Origin of the sequence: Mesorhizobium sp. ES1-1 (genome assembly GCF_020164785.1) — a bacterium.
Taxonomy (GTDB): domain Bacteria; phylum Pseudomonadota; class Alphaproteobacteria; order Rhizobiales; family Rhizobiaceae; genus Mesorhizobium.
The window spans coordinates 220,268-237,993 of sequence record NZ_JAIUGX010000009.1 but is presented as its reverse complement, the minus strand read 5'-3'; the positions used below and the strand labels follow the sequence as shown (position 1 = coordinate 237,993).

Below are 17,726 nucleotides of genomic sequence, written 5' to 3'. Positions count from 1 at the left end.
TGCTGTCCAGATGGTGCGGTTTTCGCCGCACCCGTAACCTCGTCAGGCAGCCGTGGCAACCTTCAACCCGAGGTCGGGATTGTTGATGATGTGCCAGCCGGGACGCCAGCCGTCCCGGCTGTGGCAGAAATCTATTCGGCCGCCACGCCCATGCGCATGCGCTCCATCTCGATCAGCGCGCGGCGATATTCGACCGGCATGATCTTGCGGAACTTGGGCCGGAAAACCGTCCAATTGTCGAGGATCTCACGACCGCGAACCGAGCCCGTATAATGCACGTGGTTGGAGATCAGCTGGTAGAGCCGCTCTTCATCATGGCTGGTCATGTCTCCCGACACGTCGACACGGCCCTTGTGGTCGAGGTCGCCGCCATGGTGCAGCAGCCTTTCCATGAGGTCGTCTTCCTCCGGAACCGGCTCCAGCTCGACCATCGCCATGTTGCAGCGCTCGGCGAAATCGCCGGCCTCGTCCAGCACGTAGGCGACGCCGCCCGACATGCCGGCGGCGAAGTTGCGGCCGGTCTGGCCGATGACGACGACGATGCCGCCGGTCATGTACTCGCAGCCATGGTCGCCGACACCTTCGACGACTGCCGCGACGCCGGAATTCCGCACCGCGAAACGCTCGCCGGCGACACCGGCGAAATAGGCCTCGCCCTCCGTTGCCCCATAGAGCACGGTATTGCCGACGATGATGGATTCGGCCGCCACGATCCTGGCCTCTTCCGGCGGCCGGATGACGATGCGTCCGCCCGACAGGCCCTTGCCGACATAGTCGTTGCCCGCGCCGACGAGTTCGAACGAGATGCCACGCGCCAGGAAAGCGCCGAAGGACTGGCCGGCCGTGCCGGTCAGCTTCACCGAGATCGTGTCCTCTCGCAGGCCCTTGTGCCGGAAGCGCTTGGCCACTTCGCCCGACAGCATGGCGCCGGTCGAACGGTCGACATTGCGGATCGGCAGTTCGATGCTGACCGGCTGCCGGCTTTCGAGCGCGGGCTTGGCCAGCTCGATAAGCTTGCGGTCGAGCACGTCGTCGATCGGATGCTTCTGGCGCTCGGTCCAGTGCACCGCTTCATGCGGCGCGTCCGGCTTGAAGAACATCTTCGAGAAATCGAGCCCGCGTGCCTTCCAGTGCACGATCAGGTCGCGCTTCTCCAGAAGATCGGTGTCGCCGATGATCTGGTCGATATGGGTGTAGCCCATTTCGGCCAACAGCTCCCTCACCTCTTCCGCGACGTAGAAGAAGAAGTTGATGACGTGCTCGGGCGTACCCTTGAAGCGCTTGCGCAGCACCGGATCCTGAGTCGCGACGCCGACCGGGCACGTGTTGAGATGGCACTTGCGCATCATGATGCAGCCGGCCGCGATCAGCGGCGCGGTCGAGAATCCGAACTCGTCGGCCCCGAGCAGTGCACCGATGATGACGTCGCGCCCGGTGCGTAGCCCGCCATCGACCTGCAGCGCGACGCGGGAGCGCAAGCCGTTGAGGACCAGTGTCTGGTGCGTCTCGGCAAGGCCCATTTCCCACGGGCTGCCGGCATGCTTGAGCGAGGTCAGCGGCGACGCGCCGGTGCCGCCATCATAGCCCGAGATTGTGATGTGGTCGGCGCGCGCCTTGGCCACGCCGGCCGCGACCGTGCCGACACCCACTTCCGAGACCAGCTTGACCGACACGTCGGCGGCCGGATTGACGTTCTTCAGATCGTAGATCAGCTGCGCCAGATCCTCGATCGAATAGATGTCGTGATGCGGCGGCGGCGAGATCAGGCCGACGCCGGGCGTCGAATGCCGGACCTTGGCGATGGTCGCATCGACCTTGTGGCCGGGCAGTTGGCCACCCTCGCCGGGCTTGGCGCCCTGCGCGACCTTGATCTGCATCATGTCCGAATTGACGAGATACTCAGCCGTCACGCCGAAACGGCCAGACGCGACCTGCTTGATCGCCGAGCGCTCGGGGTTCTTGCCGCCGCCGGGCAACGGCAGATAGCGGTCGGCTTCTTCGCCGCCCTCGCCGGTGTTCGACTTCCCGCCAATCTGGTTCATGGCGCGCGCCAGAGTGGTGTGCGCCTCGCGCGAGATCGACCCGAACGACATCGCCCCGGTCGAGAACCGCTTGACGATATCGGCCGCCGGCATCACCTGATCGAGCGCGACCTTCTCGCGGCCGGTCTCCTGCGCCAGCTTGATCTTGAACAGGCCGCGTATGGTCTGCGCGCGGGCGGTCTCGCTGTCGATCTGTGCGGAATAATCCTTGAAGGTTTCCCACGATCCCTGGCGCACGGCGTGCTGCAGGGTGGCGACCGCGTCGGGCGACCACATATGCGCCTCGCCGCGCATGCGGAACATATATTCGCCGCCCACCTCGAGGCCGTTGCGCAGCACCGGATCATCGCCGAAACCGTCGGTGTGGCGGCTGACCGTCTCGCCGGCAACCTCCTCCAGCCCGACGCCTTCGATCAGCGTCGCGGTTCCGGTGAAATAACGTTGAACGAAATCGCTCTTCAGCCCGATTGCGTCGAAGATCTGCGCCCCGCAATAGGACTGATAGGTCGAGATGCCCATCTTGGACATCACCTTGAGGATGCCCTTGCCGATGGATTTGATATAGCGGGAGACCACTTCGTAGGCGTCGACCTCCGCCGGCAGTTCGCCGCGCTTGTGCATGTCGGTCAGCGTGTCGAAGGCGAGATAGGGATTGATCGCCTCGGCGCCGTAGCCGGCGAGACAGCAGAAATGATGCACCTCGCGCGGCTCGCCCGATTCGACGACCAGCCCGACTGAAGTGCGCAGACCCTTGCGGATGAGGTGATGATGGACCGCGGCCGTCGCCAGCAGCGCCGGGATGGCGATACGGTCCGGCCCGACCTGGCGGTCCGAAAGGATGATGATGTTGTAGCCGCCCGCGACAGCCGCTTCCGAGCGCTCGCACAACCGGTCGATGGCGCCCTGCATCCCTGAGGCGCCTTCGTTTGAGGCGTAGGTGATGTCGATCGTCTTGGTGTCGAAACGATCCTCGGTATGGCCGATCGACCGGATCTTCTCCAGATCGCCATTGGTCAGGATCGGCTGGCGCACCTCGAGGCGCTTGCGGCGCGAATTGCCGACCAGGTCGAAGATGTTCGGCCGCGGCCCGATGAACGACACGAGGCTCATCACCAATTCCTCGCGGATCGGATCGATAGGCGGGTTGGTGACCTGGGCGAAATTCTGCTTGAAATAGGTGTAGAGCAGCTTGGACTTGTCCGACATGGCCGAGATCGGCGTATCGGTGCCCATCGATCCCACCGCTTCCTGGCCTGTCGTGGCCATCGGCGTCATCAGCAGCTTGGTGTCCTCCTGGCTGTAGCCGAACGCCTGCTGGCGATCGAGCAGGCTGACGTCCTTGCGCAGCGCGCGCGGCTCCACCGGCTTGAGGTCCTCGAGGATGAGCTGCGTGTTGGCGAGCCAGGTCTTGTAGGGATGGCGCGTCGCGATCTCGGACTTGATCTCCTCGTCCGACACGATGCGACCCTTTTCGAGGTCGATCAGAAGCATGCGGCCAGGCTGCAGCCGCCACTTCTTGACGATCCTCTCTTCCGGCACCGGCAGAACGCCCGCCTCCGACGCCATGATGACGCGGTCGTCGTCAGTGACGACATAGCGCGCCGGGCGCAGGCCGTTGCGGTCGAGCGTGGCGCCGATTTGGCGGCCATCGGTGAAGGCGACTGCCGCAGGTCCGTCCCACGGCTCCATCAGCGCCGCGTGATATTCGTAGAAGGCCTTGCGGTCGGCGTCCATGAGCTTGTTGCCTGCCCAGGCTTCCGGGATCAGCATCATCATGGCGTGGGCCAGCGAATAGCCGCCCTGCGTCAGGAATTCGAGCGCGTTGTCGAAACACGCCGTGTCCGACTGTCCCTCGTAGGAGATCGGCCACAGCTTGGAAATGTCGTTGCCGAACAGCTCGGAATCGACGGACGCCTGACGCGCCGCCATCCAGTTGACGTTGCCCCGCAGCGTGTTGATTTCGCCATTATGGGCGACCATGCGATAGGGATGCGCCAGCTTCCACGATGGGAAGGTATTTGTCGAAAAGCGCTGGTGAACAAGGATCAGCGCCGTCTCGAAACGCGGGTCGCGCAGATCCTTGTAGTAGGCGCCGACCTGATAGGCGAGGAACATGCCCTTGTAGACGATGGTCCGCGACGACATCGACACGACATAGAATCCGTTGTCGACGCCCTTTGTCTCCTCATGGATGCGCCCGGAAATGACCTTGCGCAGGATGAACAGGCGGCGCTCATACTCGTCATCGGTTTCGATGTTGGCGTTGCGACCCAGGAACACCTGCCGCTGCACCGGTTCGGACGCGGCAATGTCTGGCGCCTTGGACAGCGAGGAATTGTCGACCGGCACGTCACGAAACCCGAGCAGGGGCTGACCCTCGAGCTGCGCCACCTCCGCGATGATGCCCTCGATATGCGCCTGCAATTGCGGATCGCGCGGCATGAAGACGTGGCCGACGGCATAGTGGCCGGGCTTCGGCAATTCGATGCCCTGCGCCGCCATCTCCTCGCGAAAGAAGCGGTCCGGCAGCTGAACCAGCACGCCCGCCCCGTCGCCCATCAGCGGGTCGGCGCCGACGGCGCCGCGATGCGTGAGGTTCTCGAGCACGGCAAGCCCGTCCAGCACAATCTGGTGGGACTTCACGCCCTTCATGTTGACGATGAAGCCGACGCCGCAGGCATCGTGCTCGTTGCGCGGATCGTAGAGCCCGTGGGCGGAAAAGCCGGTATTGGTTCGCAGGGCGTGTTTGACGGTTGCCGCTTTCGTCTGCGCGGCCTGGCCGTTCGTCGCAGAGAGCGTCATGTCCGTCATTGTGTCCTCCGTTCCCAGCGCTTCGGGCGCTGGCCAGTTCTTCGGTCGCCGATTTGCCCCGGCAAGCACTTGGCTCACCCTTGATCCTTGCGGCACGTCTTGCGAAATAGTTGCGGACCGTGCGGTTTTCCGCGTGGTCCGTATTCGTACAGGCCAGCTTAGGGCCGTCCACCTGCCGCTCGCGGCAACAGCCGGAAAGGCAAGATACGCCAATCCAGCCTGTTTTGTGCGACAAAATAAGACAGCACTACTGTCCTAAATTTTATGACAGAATTCCCTGCTGCGCACAAGACTGATTCACAAAAAACTTGGGCGTTCGACGACATAAAATTTCGCGTATGTCATCGCAAACGTAAGCTTCATTCAAGATCGCGCGCCCGCCGACCTTGGTGGCCCGAGCTGTTTTCCGGTGTCTGGCCCTTGCCGTCGCTCGCCGAAACCGCTCAACTTCAACGCATATTCCCGGTGATTTCCCCACACACAGGCAGGTACATGTTCTTCGCTTCCGACAATTGGGCAGGCGCCCATCCCGATATCGTTGCCGGTCTGTCGGCCGCCTCCGGCGGCTTTTCGACCGCTTATGGAGATGGTGCGCTCGACCAGGCCATCTACCGGCGTTTCAACGAGATTTTCGAACGCGAGGTCGCGGTGTTCTTCGTCGCGACCGGCACGGCCGCCAATGCGCTGTCGCTGACAACGTTCAACAAGCCGGGCGGCATCTCCTTCTGCCACCGCGAATCGCATGTCATCGAGGATGAATGTGGAGCGCCTGAATATTTTTCCGGTGGCTCGCGCCTTCATGCCATCGATGGCCCGCTTGGCAAGATCGATCCGCACCATCTCGAGGAGACGATGGAGCGCTTCGCGCCGGAGATCGTCCATTGGGGGCGCCCCATGGCCGTTTCGATCACGCAGTCCACGGAGGTCGGTACGATCTATGGATTGGATGAGATCGAGACGATTTCAACCATTGCCAAGAACCATTCCGTGCCCGTGCACATGGACGGCGCACGCTTTGCCAATGCGCTGGTCGCGCTCGACACGACGCCAGCCGAAATGACCTGGAAGCGCGGTGTCGACATTCTCTCCTTTGGAGGCACCAAGAATGGCTGTTGGTGCGCAGAGGCGATCGTGCTGTTCGACCTTGATCGCGCCCGGGAACTGGCCTTCCTGCGCAAGCGCGCCGCCCAACTGCTTTCGAAGTCACGCTTCGTGGCTGCGCAGTTCGAAGCCTATTTCAAGGATGGGCTTTGGCTCGACACCGCCCGCCACGCCAACGCCATGGCAGCCCGGCTTGCGGCGGCGATCGAAGATTCGGCCTCGGCGAAGCTCGCCTGGCTGCCTCAGGCCAATGAGGTCTTCGCGATCATCAAGAAGACCGAAGCCGACAGGCTGCAGGCCGCGGGTGCCGCCTTCTATGATTGGCACAGGCCGCATAGTTTCGATGGCCATGTCGGCGAGGACGAGCTGCTTTATCGCTTTGTCACCAGCTTCGCCACAACCCCCGATGAGGTCGACCGCTTCGGCCAATTGCTCGCGGGATAATCTACCGACAACAAAAAAGCGGCGCCTTTCAGCGCCGCTTCCGTCTCGGGAGACGACCCTAGAGATTAGGCCGCGGCCTTTGCCTCGATCTGCTTGGCGCTGGCGGGGGCCGAAGTGATCGCGATCTTGCGCGGCTTCAACTCCTCGGGAATGTTGCGCTTGAGATCGACGAAGAGCAGGCCGTTCTTCAACGCCGCGCCAACGACTTCAACATGGTCGGCAAGCTGGAATCGGCGCTCGAAAGCCCTCGAGGCAATGCCACGATAGAGCAGTTCGGAGCCCTCGCCGGTGCCTTCGTCTTTCCGCTCACCCTTCACGGTCAGCACATTGCGGTGGGCCTCGATCGAAATTTCGTCGTCCGAGAAGCCGGCTACCGCCATCGAGATCCGGTAGGAATCCTCACCGGTGCGCTCGATGTTGTAGGGCGGATAGGTCTGCGCGCCATCGGGCTGGGCAAGCGAATCCAGCATGGTGAAGAGACGGTCGAAGCCGACGGTCGAGCGATAGAGGGGTGAAAAATCAACGTGACGCATAGGTGTTCTCCTGTTGAGCAACATGGTTCGCGTATGGTCGGTGCGAAACCCTGAACGGCGTTTCGGCTGGACCAGCGGCCCCGATATTGGCGACCGCACCCAACATTTGGGGGACCGAAGCAGGCATTTCAAGATTTTTTCTCCGGCAGAAAACGCAATCGGCCCGCTCTCGATGAACGGCGGATGAACCACGGCTTCGGTGTGCGTTCAGACTGCCGGCGTTACAAATACCTCCAGGATCAACGACAGGCGGCACGGGACCTCATTTGGCCTGTGCCGCGACGAGGCCGACCGGGTGTTAACGTCCCTTCCTCCCGGATCGACAGGGGCCGGAAGCAGCTTTCAGGCGGCTTCCGGCTTTCCCTGTTGGAGTCCCCACGCAACCGTGATTTGCTTTGCTTTTGACGTGTTGGCGTCTATCACCTTGGCGACGCCAGCCATGTCGGCCGGGCACGCAAGGACCTCAGCCAAGAAACGCCGAATGCCGGATTCTGTCCACGACGAGCCCCTTTTCCACGAAGTCGATGGCAATCCGACGCCGGAGAACGCCACCCGCGGCTTCTTCGTAACCCGTGATCGCAGGAAGATCCGCTATGGCCTGTTCGGCGCGGTGACCCGGCCGATCAAGGGCACGGTCATCGTCCTGTCGGGCCGCAACGAGTGCATCGAGAAATATTACGAAACCATTCGCGACCTCGCCGATCGCGGCTTTGGCGTCGCAACTTTCGATTGGCGCGGCCAAGGCTCGTCCGACCGGCTCATCGCGGACCGCCAGCGCGGCTATGTCAGGAGTTTTCGGGACTATGCCGCAGACCTCGATCAATTCTTCGAGGAGATCGTGCTGCCCGACTGCCGGGGACCATACTACATCCTGGCGCATTCGGCCGGCGCGACGGTCGCACTGCTTGCTTCACCGTCCTTGGTAAACCGCGTCCGGCGTATGGTGCTGATCGCACCGTTCTTCACTCTGCCGGATCTGCCTGTCTCGATATCGACAGTTCGCCGTCTCTGTACCTTGTTTTGTGCTCTAGGCCTCGGCCGGCTCTATGCCGCATGGGGTCCGCGGCCGAAAGTGTCCGCTCCCTTCGACACGAACAAGGTGACAACCGACCCGGGACGCTACCGGCGCAACACCCGGATCTATGAAGAGCATCCGCAACTGGCCCTGGGCGGCCCGACGATAAGCTGGCTGCGGGCAGCGGCGAAAGCGTCGGAGGCGGTGAGCGACCCCGACTTCATGGCCGGCATCCAGATTCCCCTGCTGATCATCGCCCCGAGCACCGATCAAGTGGTCTCGACCAAGGCCGTGGAAGCCTACGCCCGACGGTTGCGGCTCGGTTCGCTGCTGATGATCGACGGTGCGCGCCACGAAATCCTTCAGGAAGCCGACATCTACCGCGAGCAGTTTCTTGCCGCGTTCGATGCCTTCATTCCCGGCAGCGACGATCCGACGGCATGATGATATGCCCTTAAGGCCGGATCGCCGGTCGCGATCGGTCAGCCGCGCAGCGCGGCCATGGCCGCGGCGTGAAGCTCAGGCGTCGCCGCGGCCAGCACGTCGCCGCCCTTCTCCGCCGGACCGCCATCGAATGTGGTGACGACGCCACCCGCCTTCTCGATGATCGGGATCAGCGCCACGATGTCATAAGGCTTCAAGCCAGGGTCGGCGACAATGTCGACGCTTCCCGACGCCACCATGGCGAAGGCATAGCAATCGACGCCATAACGGGCGAGTTGCACCTGCTGTTCGAAACCGTCATAGCGCTTGCGTGCCTCCCCCTTGAACAGCGCCGGCGTGGTGGTGAACAGCGTTGCTTCGGCGAGATTGGTCGTCTTTCGGGCCGCCAGCTTTCGGGGACCGCCCGGTCCTTCATAGAATGCGCCGGATGCGTTGGCGTAGAACAGTTCGCCTGTGAACGGCTGCGACATCATGCCGGCGACGGCGTCGCCATCGATCGTCAGCCCGACCAGCGTCCCCCAAACCGGCAATCCGGAAATGAAAGCGCGCGTGCCATCGATGGGATCGATTACCCAGACATGCCTGCTGGTGACGTTTTCGCTGCCATGCTCCTCGCCGAGAATGCCGTGGTCGGGATACTCAGCCGAAATCAGGGCCCGGATGGCGTGCTCGGCCTCGCGGTCGGCTTCCGTAACCGGGTCGAAACTGCCCTTTTCCTTGTTTGCCACCGCGCCCTGGCTGCGAAAGCGCGGCAAGGTTTCCGCCGCTGCGGCCTGCGCGATACGGCGCATGAAATCGATACTGATGTCCAACTGATTCTCCTGCAGTGCGAGGCGCGCTCGAAACCCCTGCTCTGCCGGCAGTTGTGCGCCAAAACAAGAGAGGCTGCCGATTTTCCGGTGCGCCAGCCGTGGCACAAATGACACGCCGTTTCTTTCGAGGCGCAGTTTCCACATCACTATGAATTAAAAACGCCTGAAGATCGCTTGACATTTGTGCAGCGCACAATACCCTCGACCTCGGACAGGTTCTCCTGTCCATGCCCTCCTTGGGCGTTTCCTCCCTAGACTTCGACCGTGTCGTGAAAGCGATGCGGTCTTTTTTTACGCCGCGACACGCCATCTCACTCCGCGGCCAACGGCAGATCCATAAAATGATGGTCGGGCATCGCCATCAGATCCGCCGAGAACCGCGTCAGGTCGTCCGCGAGCGCGTCGAAGCCGGCGGCCTTCGCGAACGTCCGTTCGTTCATGTAGAGCCCGCGATTGACCTCGATCTGCAGCGCGTGCAGGTGGCGCGCCGGGCGGCCATAATGCTCGGTGATGAAGCCGCCCGCATAGGGCTTGTTGTGAGCCACGGTGTAGCCCATGCCGCTGAGCAGCCCGATCGCGGTTTCCGTCAGGGCCGCGCTCGCCGAAATGCCGAACCGGTCGCCGATGATGAAGTCAGGCCGCAGGCCGCTGTCACCGACACGGATGCTCGCGGGCATGGAATGGCAGTCGATCAACACGGCGAAACCGAAGCGCGCATGGGTCCGTGTCAAAAGCCGTTTCAGCGTCTCGTGATAAGGCTTGTAGACCGCTTCGATGCGAGCCACCGCCTCGGCCAGCGGCAGCCGCCCGGCATAGATGTCGAGCCCCTCGCCGACCAGCTTCGGGACAGTGCCGAGCCCGCCCGCCACCCGTGCCGAGCGAATGTTGCAGAAGGACGGCACCGGTTCGGCGAACATGCGCGGGTCGAGTTCCCAAGGCTCCCGGTTGACGTCGAGATAGGCGCGCGGGAAATGCGCCGCCAGCATCGGCGCGCCAAGTGCCACGGCGCCGCCGAACAGTTCGTCGACATAGCAATCCTCGGAGCGGCGGATGGCATTTCGGTCGAGCCTCGCCATGGCGAGGAAGCGCTCGGGATAATAGCGGCCGCTATGCGGCGAATTGAACAGGAACGGCACGCGCTGCTCGGCGCCCGAGCGGATTTCGAAGGGCGGAAAAACCGAAAAATCCTCGGCTGCCGTCTTCAATGTGAACGAACCCGAAAACACCAGTGCTTCATGAGGTGAAACTGCCACCTTGCCGGCCGCGTGTCCAGCGACCAGCGGCCATGTCCGTGGCGGAATATGGGCCTCGTACGACCCGCGTTCACTTGATGTTTACCCTCTCCTCCTCATATACAGGATGGTTAACGGGCTTGCCCGACGGCAATCTCGGGCGGGTGATTCGGACGGGACATCATGGCACGCATTCTTCTGGCGGAAGACGACGACGATATGCGTCGGTTCCTCGTGAAGGCGCTTGAGCGCGCAGGCTATCAGGTCAGCGATTTCGATAATGGCGCCAGCGCTTATGAGCGGCTGCGCGAGGAACCGTTCTCGCTGCTGCTGACGGACATCGTCATGCCGGAGATGGATGGAATAGAGCTCGCCCGCCGGGCAACCGAGATCGATCCCGACCTCAAGGTCATGTTCATCACCGGTTTTGCCGCTGTCGCGTTGAACCCGGATTCCAAAGCGCCGAAAGACGCCAAAGTCCTGTCGAAGCCTTTTCACCTGCGCGACCTCGTCAACGAGGTCGAGAAGATGCTGCAGGCCGCCTGAACACCCTTTTAGCGAACGTCTCGCTGCCGCTACGGGACGATGCCTTCTTTCCTTTTCCCGCTATTGACGCGCCGGACCAAAAATGGTGTATGCGCGGCTTCGGATGGGCGTGTAGCTCAGCGGGAGAGCACTGCATTGACATTGCAGGGGTCACAGGTTCAATCCCTGTCACGCCCACCATCCAATCCCTTTCATGAGTTCGGCACGAAAGCCGACCATAGCTGACGATTAAATTTTCGCTGGCTGTTTCAGGTCGCCCCATGGCGGGCACGCGCGGCCGTTCCTTGATTTGGTCGGGAGGGGTGCGCAACGGGGGCTGGACGCGAGCCCCGCCGATGATCTGCGCACCTTCTCCCCGGAGAGGCCCCACTTGCTTGCTTGCCTAGGAGCGAACCACGCAGGGAACACGCGTTCTGCTTAAACAGTGCGACGGAACATCATCCGCGATCCAAAGTTGAGGTGTCACTTTCGGCATCCACAACAGAAAGACGATGTTATGGCTCAAGACCTCCCGCGCAGCCAGGAACAAAGAGGTACGGCGAAGCTCCTGAAGTGGGGCATAGCGATAGTCGCATTGTTGTTCCTGGGCCTACTGGCGTTCTTTGTGTTTGCGCCTTCCTGGCGTACCGAGCCGCTGAAGCGAGCCCCCGAACAGAACCAGGGCACCAATGCTCCGGAAGAGACCTCGCCTTCGCCGGGCGTGAATAAAGATCCGCAGCAAAATTCGGAGATGCCCGGACAGCAATAGGCTTCGGGAAAGAATATTGCGGCTCGGCGACCCTCGAAAGGCGGACGCTTTACCTAAGGCGCTTTGCGTCGAGGCAAACAGCGAGGAGCACCCCGAGCAGTGTGGTACGCAACCCTGTTCCTTACGACCGCACAGGCGCGTGCGGGAAGCGGGGCGTCGCCTAGGCCGCGGCGATCGCCTTCTCGACTTCTTCCACCGAATGCCCTGTCAGGTCCTTGGCGATCTCGCCGACAAGCACATCCTTCAGCTTCTGATGATAGTGCTTACGAAGCTCGCCCAAAGTCCGGGGTGCGGCGATGACGATCAATTTGGCGATGTGTCCGCCGAGCACCTGTCGATTGAGCAAATCGGCTGTCCCGGCGGCAAAGCTGTCTTCCTCGATCTGGCTGCTGTCGGGGTTCGCCGCACTGCTCTGGTGGCGCGCGCCAGAACCCTTGTTTTCGTTCGAGACATGGTCGACAGTCGAGGCTGTCAGCTTGGGATTGGCTTCGTCGCCGGAATTCTGAAACATGTTCAACCGCTCGCCGTCGGCCACGGCGACCGTAGCGCCCTTGGGAATATCCATTCTGCAAATCTCCGGGTGGGTGTGGGTTGCGCCAATGTTGGCATCCAAGGTGAACGCCTCAGAATGATATTGGATGCCTGCCGCCCTTTTCTGTCGCATGGAACCTTCTTTCGCGGACGTAGTTATCCGTCTGCTAGGAGATGTCCCCTCAACTCCATGCACAGCATGAGGCCCGCTGCTCCCCCCAGACAGCGGGCTTTTTGTTTTAATTGCGACTGCAAGGCAAGACTGCATCCATTGCCTCCGCCAACGAGCATTTCTGCGCCGGCTTGACAAATTCTGCTGCCGTGAGGCATTTCTTCTGTTGAGGAAAGCGAGGACCCCATGAAGAAGACTTATGAAAAGCCGGTGCTGACTCGGCGCGAGCGTTTGGACGCGGTTACTGCCGCGTCTTTTATCTCGAAGACCCCCGTATAATATCTGTTCAAGCAGAGCCCTCGCGTCGGAAGCGGGCGGGGCTTGTGTGTTGAAGGCGTAAGGTGCGGCGGGGTTGTGCAATGCCCCGTGGGTGATGGCGCGCGGGGAATGGCGCGGCTCACAGCCAGTGCCCCTTAATTCGTCTAAGCCGCCATATTGCCTTTGCCAGTCTTCCTGTTTTCGGCTTCTTGCCCCACCTCACGCGCCGTCTGATTTCCCTGAATATCGGGTTTGCGGGCTCCATCTTCACGAGCCTGGCCGCCGTTTCTACAGCCGAGGACTTCTCCCCTAACACTTCGTGCATGATGTAAGCCGAACATGCCATGGCGTAGGGATGGCCAGCTTTCGCCGCTGCGAAAAAAACGTCGAAGTCTCTTGCCAGCGCAAGCCACCCTCCGAACAGATTGGTCATGATGTCCAGCATCGGCAACGGAAGCTTGGAGCGGGCTCCCCATTGGGTTTTCATCAAGGATTCCAGGATCGCCTCGCCCGATTCAGGGTCACCCTCGCGATAATGGGCCACGGCCATTTTTAGCCCATAGGCCTCGTTTTCAGGATCCAGCGCCTGGGCCTTCCCGAGAAGTTCCCTCGCTTGCGCTGGCTTGATCTCGTCTTCCAGGGTCAGGAAGGTCCATTGATAGGCGAAGGCGCATTCGAGCGGCCCGTAGTGGGACCCGTGCGCCTGCACCTCGCCGAGAATGATCTCCGTCGCGCGCGCCCTGCTGAAAAGCGCATCGACGTAGGTGCATGGAACGGCGGACAGAACCGATGCCAGTTCTGCGTAGATACTCTTGCCGGCATGGATCTGCTCACAGCTTGCCATCAACGCCATTTCGAAGAATGCGCGCAGCGTTTCATCTTCTTCGAATTCGCCCGCGCCGAAATCGTCGGTCCGCATGGCCCCGGTTTCGGTCTGCAGATAGTCGAGCATCGCGCGATCCTGGCCGATGAGCAGCGTCGTCAGGCCCTTCAATGAAAGCTCCGACACGATTGCCTTGCCCAGAGTCGAGGGAATGACCTTGTCGGCGAAAATCAGCCTTCTACGGTTGCTGCCATGCACGATATCGCCGCTGCGCAGATGCAAAGCGGCCATCGGGCCGGGAAACGGGCATTTCCCGGCGGCTTCAAGTGCTTGGCGCACCGCCGGTGCGAAACCGAAGCTTCGCAGCGCATCGGACCTTCGCACCGGCTCGGCGCCATCGTCGCGGAAAAAATCGACTGCGTTGAATTGATTGCAGATCCAGCCGCTTTGCCGCCCCGCGATGGCTGCAAGGTCGGACGGCGTGAAGGCGGCATCGCCGAGAACTCTAAAATTGGCGGCCTTGATCTTTTCTCCCAGCCAGTGCCTCTCGATGAAGTCGGACGAGAAGATGTTTTGCACCACATCGACGGTGTGGGAGCCTTCGTCGGTGATCTTCCTGTCGCTCCATGTGAAGCCGAAACGATAACCGAGCCTGTCGGCCAAGGCCTTCGCATTGGCCATCGCCAGCAGGCGGCCGCCGAGCCCGTCCTTCCGGGTGGAGACGATCAGCATCGACGCCGGGTCACGCGACGCCGAGACGGACATGGCCTTTTTCGACGTGGCGGACAAACCACTCATATGTCTGCGCCAGTCCGTTGCGCAGCGAGATGCGAGGTCGCCAGCCCTTGCCAAAGAGACGCGAGACATCCATGCGCTTCCGGGGCGTGCCATCGGGCTTTGTGCGATCGAAGCTTACGTGGGTGTCGCCGCCGACGACGGAGATGATCGTCCTTGCGAGTTCGGCAATGGTGATATCCTCACCCGTTCCGACATTGACGTGACTGTCGCCAGAGTAATTCTTCAGCAGATAAATGAGCGCGTCGGCGGCGTCGTCGACGTGCAGGAATTCCCGCATCGGCTCGCCCGAGCCCCAGACCTCGAGCGAGCTGCCGCCGGAAAGCCTGGCCTCGTGCGCCTTGCGCATCAAAGCCGGTATGACGTGGCTTGAATCGAGGTCGAAATTGTCGCCCGGCCCGTAAAGATTGCTGGGCATCGCCGAGATATAGTCGACGCCGTGCTGGCGCCGATAGGCCTGGCACAGCTTGAGGCCGGCGATCTTGGCGATGGCGTACCACTCGTTTGTGGGTTCAAGCGGCCCGGTCAGCAGCGCGTCCTCCGGGATCGGCTGCGCCGCGAGTTTCGGATAGATGCAGGACGACCCGAGGAACAGCAGCTTGCCGACTTCGGCGCGGAACGCGCTGTCGATGACGTTGGTCTGCATGATTAGATTGTCCTGGAGGAAATCGACCGGAAATCTGTCATTCGCCAGGATACCGCCGACCTTGGCCGCTGCCAGCACCACCGCGTCCGGCCGCCGATCGGCCATGAATCGGCGCACGCCGGCCTGGTCGAGAAGATCGAGTTCCTCGCGCGATATGGTCACGATCTCGCAATCCTCGCGCGCCAGCCGGCGCACGATGGCCGACCCGACCATGCCGCGATGGCCGGCGACGAAGACACGTTTGCCCCTGAGGTCGAAGCCGTCGTTCATCATCATCCTAGGCGGTATTGCCGCTGCGCCACCTGCCGCTGGCGGCAAGCGCAAGATCTGCCTGAACCATTTCCGTCACGAGGTCCTTGAAGCCAGTCGTATGCCACCAGCCAAGCTCTGACCTGGCCTTCGAGGCGTCGCCAAGCAATTTGTCCACCTCGGTCGAGCGGAAATAGCGCGGATCGATGCGCACCAGGACAGCGCCCGAAGCGGCGTCGACGCCGATTTCGTCCACGCCCTGCCCCTGCCAGCGGATCGCCCGTCCGGTCTCGGCAAAGGCCAGTTCGACGAATTCGCGCACCGAATGCGCCTCGCCGGTTGCCAGCACGAAATCGTCAGGCACCTCATGCTGCAGGATCCGCCACATGCCGTCGACATAGTCGCGAGCGTGGCCCCAGTCGCGCCTGGCGTCGATATTGCCGAGATAGAGCGTCTCCTGCAGCCCATGGTGGATCGCGGCGACGGCCCGCGTGATCTTGCGGGTGACAAAGGTTTCGCCACGCGTCGGGCTCTCATGGTTGAACAGAATGCCGTTGGCCGCGAACATGCCATAGGCTTCGCGATAGTTGACCGTGATCCAGTAGGCGTAGAGCTTGGCGGCCGCATAGGGCGAACGCGGATGGAAGGGTGTAGTCTCGCGTTGCGGCGTCTCTCGTGCCCTTCCGTAGAGTTCCGAAGTCGACGCCTGGTAGAAGCGCACCGACTTCTCCAGTCGCAGGATACGGATGGCTTCCAGCAGCCTGAGTGTGCCGAGCGCATCGGCATTGCCGGTATATTCAGGCGTCTCGAAACTCACCTGCACGTGGCTTTGAGCGCCGAGATTGTAGATCTCGCTCGGTTGGGTTTCCTGCACCAGGCGGATCAGATTGGTCGAGTCCGTAAGGTCGCCATAATGCAGGAAGAAGCGAGCGCCTTGCTCATGCGGATCGACATAGATGTCGTCGACGCGCTCGGTGTTGAACGAAGAGGAACGGCGCTTCACGCCGTGGACGACATAGCCTTTGCCCAGCAGCAACTGCGCCAGATAAGCCCCGTCCTGCCCGGTCACCCCGGTGATGAGAGCCACTTTGTCCGTCATGCCATATCGTCCGCTTTAGCAGCGCATACCGATACAGATTTGCATGTCGAAGGCAAATCAGGGAGCAGGACCCTTTTCCGGTGCGCCTTCTTCCGCTCTACAGGCCCGCGACCGCGAGCAAGCTCTTCATCCTGGATGTCGCCAGATCGGGATCGGCCAGCAATCCAGCCTGGTCGGCAAGGCGGAAAACATCGGCATAGTGGCGGATGCCGCGAGCCGACTGCATGCCGCCGACCATCGTGAAATGGTCTTGATGGCCGTTCAGCCAGGCCATGAAGACGATGCCGGCCTTATAATATCCGGTCGGCGCCTCGAAGATCTTTCGCGACAGCGGCACGGTCGGCGCCATCAGCGCGTCGTAGCCGGCCCGGTCGCCCTCCGCCAATTTCGCCAAAGCGGCATTGGCGACCGGCGCGATGGCGTCGAAAATGCCAAGCAAAGCGTGCGAATGCCTGTTGCCGTCGCCGGCAATCAGTTCGGGATAATTGAAGTCGTCGCCGGTGAACATGATGACGCCGTCCGGCAGCCGGTCTCGCAGCATGATTTCCTTGCCGGCATCGAGCAGCGATATCTTTATGCCTTCGACCTTGGCCGCGTGGCGCTCGATGATGGCGACCACCGTATCCAAATTGGTCTCGAAATCGTCGCTGCCCCAATAGCCCTTAAGCGCCGGGTCGAACATGTCTCCCAGCCAGTGCAGGATGACCTTGCCGGACGCCTGGCGGAGAATGCGATCGTACACAAGTGCATAGTCGTCCGGTCCGTTGGCGACGGCGGCCAGCGCGCGGCTGGCCATCATGATCGCCTTGCCGCCCTGCCCCTCGATGAAGGCGAACTGCTCCTCATAGGCGCCAACCACGTCGGCAAGCGTGTCGGCGGCGCCGGGCGCCAGATGGTCGGTTCCCGCGCCGGAAGCCAGATCGGCGCCATCCACCGTTTTCGCTTCGGCGATCGAGCGGCGGATCAATTCCTTCGCATTTGCCCAGTCGAAACCCATGCCGCGTTGCGACGTGTCCATCGCCTCGGCGATGCGGAAGCCGAGCCGCCACAGATGACGACGGAAGGCCGTCGTGCTTTCCCAGTCCACCGCCGGCCTGGACCACGGATCGTTCATGCCGAGCGGATCGGAGACGACATGCGCGGCGGCATAGGCGATGCGTGAAAAGCGCGCGCCGATCACCGGCTGCACAGGCCGGCCGATGAGCGTGTAGCGAGTGCCTACTCTCCCCTCGCTGGGCAAGACAATGTGCATAGATCGCTCCCTTTGTCCCCTCTATAAATGGAACGTTCCAATGAATCAAGAAGGCGAGGAATCAGCTCTCCACTCTTTTGGGAATGACGCTCCTGGAGAACGAGGCCTTTGCATACCAAGTAATGCTGCCATCATTGGAAGTGTCGCCCAGGTCCAAAAGGAATCCGATTGAC

General features: G+C 61.9%; 13 protein-coding genes and 1 tRNA gene. 5 read left to right on the top strand and 9 right to left on the bottom strand.

The annotated features are described in order from the left end of the window. Positions 1 to 131 precede the first annotated feature (131 nt). The gene (gene gltB, locus LB513_RS17425; protein ID WP_224664739.1) at positions 132 to 4,853 is read right to left on the bottom strand and encodes a glutamate synthase large subunit; all 4,722 of its coding nucleotides are present in this window, start codon (positions 4,851 to 4,853) and stop codon (positions 132 to 134) included. 492 nt (positions 4,854 to 5,345) lie between these two features. Here gltB and LB513_RS17420 point away from each other — a divergent pair, with 492 nt between their 5' ends. Then, on the top strand, positions 5,346 to 6,398 hold the full coding sequence (locus LB513_RS17420) for a threonine aldolase family protein (protein WP_224664738.1): 1,053 nt from the start codon (positions 5,346 to 5,348) through the stop codon (positions 6,396 to 6,398). Between the two features lie 65 nt (positions 6,399 to 6,463). Here the strand turns inward: LB513_RS17420 and LB513_RS17415 are convergent, their stop codons facing one another. Further along, positions 6,464 to 6,931 (bottom strand): Hsp20 family protein, encoded by a 468-nt coding sequence (locus LB513_RS17415; RefSeq protein WP_224664737.1) that lies wholly within the window; start codon positions 6,929 to 6,931, stop codon positions 6,464 to 6,466. A gap of 481 nt (positions 6,932 to 7,412) precedes the next feature. On the opposite strand from LB513_RS17415, the gene LB513_RS17410 reads away from it, so the two are divergent. Beyond that, positions 7,413 to 8,390, top strand: a complete 978-nt coding sequence (locus LB513_RS17410) for an alpha/beta fold hydrolase (RefSeq protein WP_224664736.1) — start codon at positions 7,413 to 7,415, stop codon at positions 8,388 to 8,390. A 38-nt stretch (positions 8,391 to 8,428) separates the two neighbouring features. Here the strand turns inward: LB513_RS17410 and hisN are convergent, their stop codons facing one another. Then, positions 8,429 to 9,202: a histidinol-phosphatase gene (hisN, locus tag LB513_RS17405; protein ID WP_224664735.1), complete on the bottom strand. Its 774-nt coding sequence runs from the start codon at positions 9,200 to 9,202 to the stop codon at positions 8,429 to 8,431. Positions 9,203 to 9,513: 311 nt separating this feature from the next. Continuing rightward, entirely contained in the window at positions 9,514 to 10,455 is a 942-nt protein-coding gene (locus LB513_RS17400; RefSeq protein WP_224664734.1) for an N-formylglutamate amidohydrolase, read from the bottom strand. Positions 10,456 to 10,617: 162 nt separating this feature from the next. Between LB513_RS17400 and cpdR the strand changes: the two genes are divergently transcribed. The 3 genes from cpdR (at position 10,618) to LB513_RS17385 (ending at position 11,728) form a co-directional block, all read left to right on the top strand. Next, positions 10,618 to 10,980: a cell cycle two-component system response regulator CpdR gene (gene cpdR, locus LB513_RS17395; protein ID WP_006199474.1), complete on the top strand. Its 363-nt coding sequence runs from the start codon at positions 10,618 to 10,620 to the stop codon at positions 10,978 to 10,980. Between the two features lie 105 nt (positions 10,981 to 11,085). Continuing rightward, positions 11,086 to 11,160 (top strand) — tRNA-Val (locus tag LB513_RS17390). 316 nt (positions 11,161 to 11,476) lie between these two features. Next, on the top strand, positions 11,477 to 11,728 hold the full coding sequence (locus tag LB513_RS17385) for a hypothetical protein (RefSeq protein WP_224664733.1): 252 nt from the start codon (positions 11,477 to 11,479) through the stop codon (positions 11,726 to 11,728). 160 nt (positions 11,729 to 11,888) lie between these two features. Here the strand turns inward: LB513_RS17385 and LB513_RS17380 are convergent, their stop codons facing one another. From LB513_RS17380 to LB513_RS17360, 5 genes are all read right to left on the bottom strand, one after another. Then, positions 11,889 to 12,293 (bottom strand): host attachment family protein, encoded by a 405-nt coding sequence (locus LB513_RS17380; RefSeq protein WP_224664732.1) that lies wholly within the window; start codon positions 12,291 to 12,293, stop codon positions 11,889 to 11,891. Positions 12,294 to 12,828: 535 nt separating this feature from the next. Continuing rightward, positions 12,829 to 14,310 (bottom strand): hypothetical protein, encoded by a 1,482-nt coding sequence (locus LB513_RS17375; RefSeq protein WP_224664731.1) that lies wholly within the window; start codon positions 14,308 to 14,310, stop codon positions 12,829 to 12,831. Beyond that, positions 14,255 to 15,223 carry a GDP-L-fucose synthase gene (gene fcl / locus LB513_RS17370; protein WP_224664730.1) on the bottom strand — a complete coding sequence of 323 codons (969 nt, stop codon included), beginning with the start codon at positions 15,221 to 15,223 and terminating at the stop codon, positions 14,255 to 14,257. The genes LB513_RS17375 and fcl overlap by 56 nt, the downstream gene beginning before the upstream one ends. A 7-nt stretch (positions 15,224 to 15,230) precedes the next feature. Continuing rightward, complete coding sequence (gmd, locus tag LB513_RS17365; protein WP_224664729.1) at positions 15,231 to 16,301, bottom strand: GDP-mannose 4,6-dehydratase; 1,071 nt, start codon at positions 16,299 to 16,301, stop codon at positions 15,231 to 15,233. A 97-nt stretch (positions 16,302 to 16,398) separates the two neighbouring features. Then, positions 16,399 to 17,553 (bottom strand): dihydrodipicolinate synthase family protein, encoded by a 1,155-nt coding sequence (locus LB513_RS17360; RefSeq protein WP_224664728.1) that lies wholly within the window; start codon positions 17,551 to 17,553, stop codon positions 16,399 to 16,401. Positions 17,554 to 17,726: the final 173 nt, after the last annotated feature.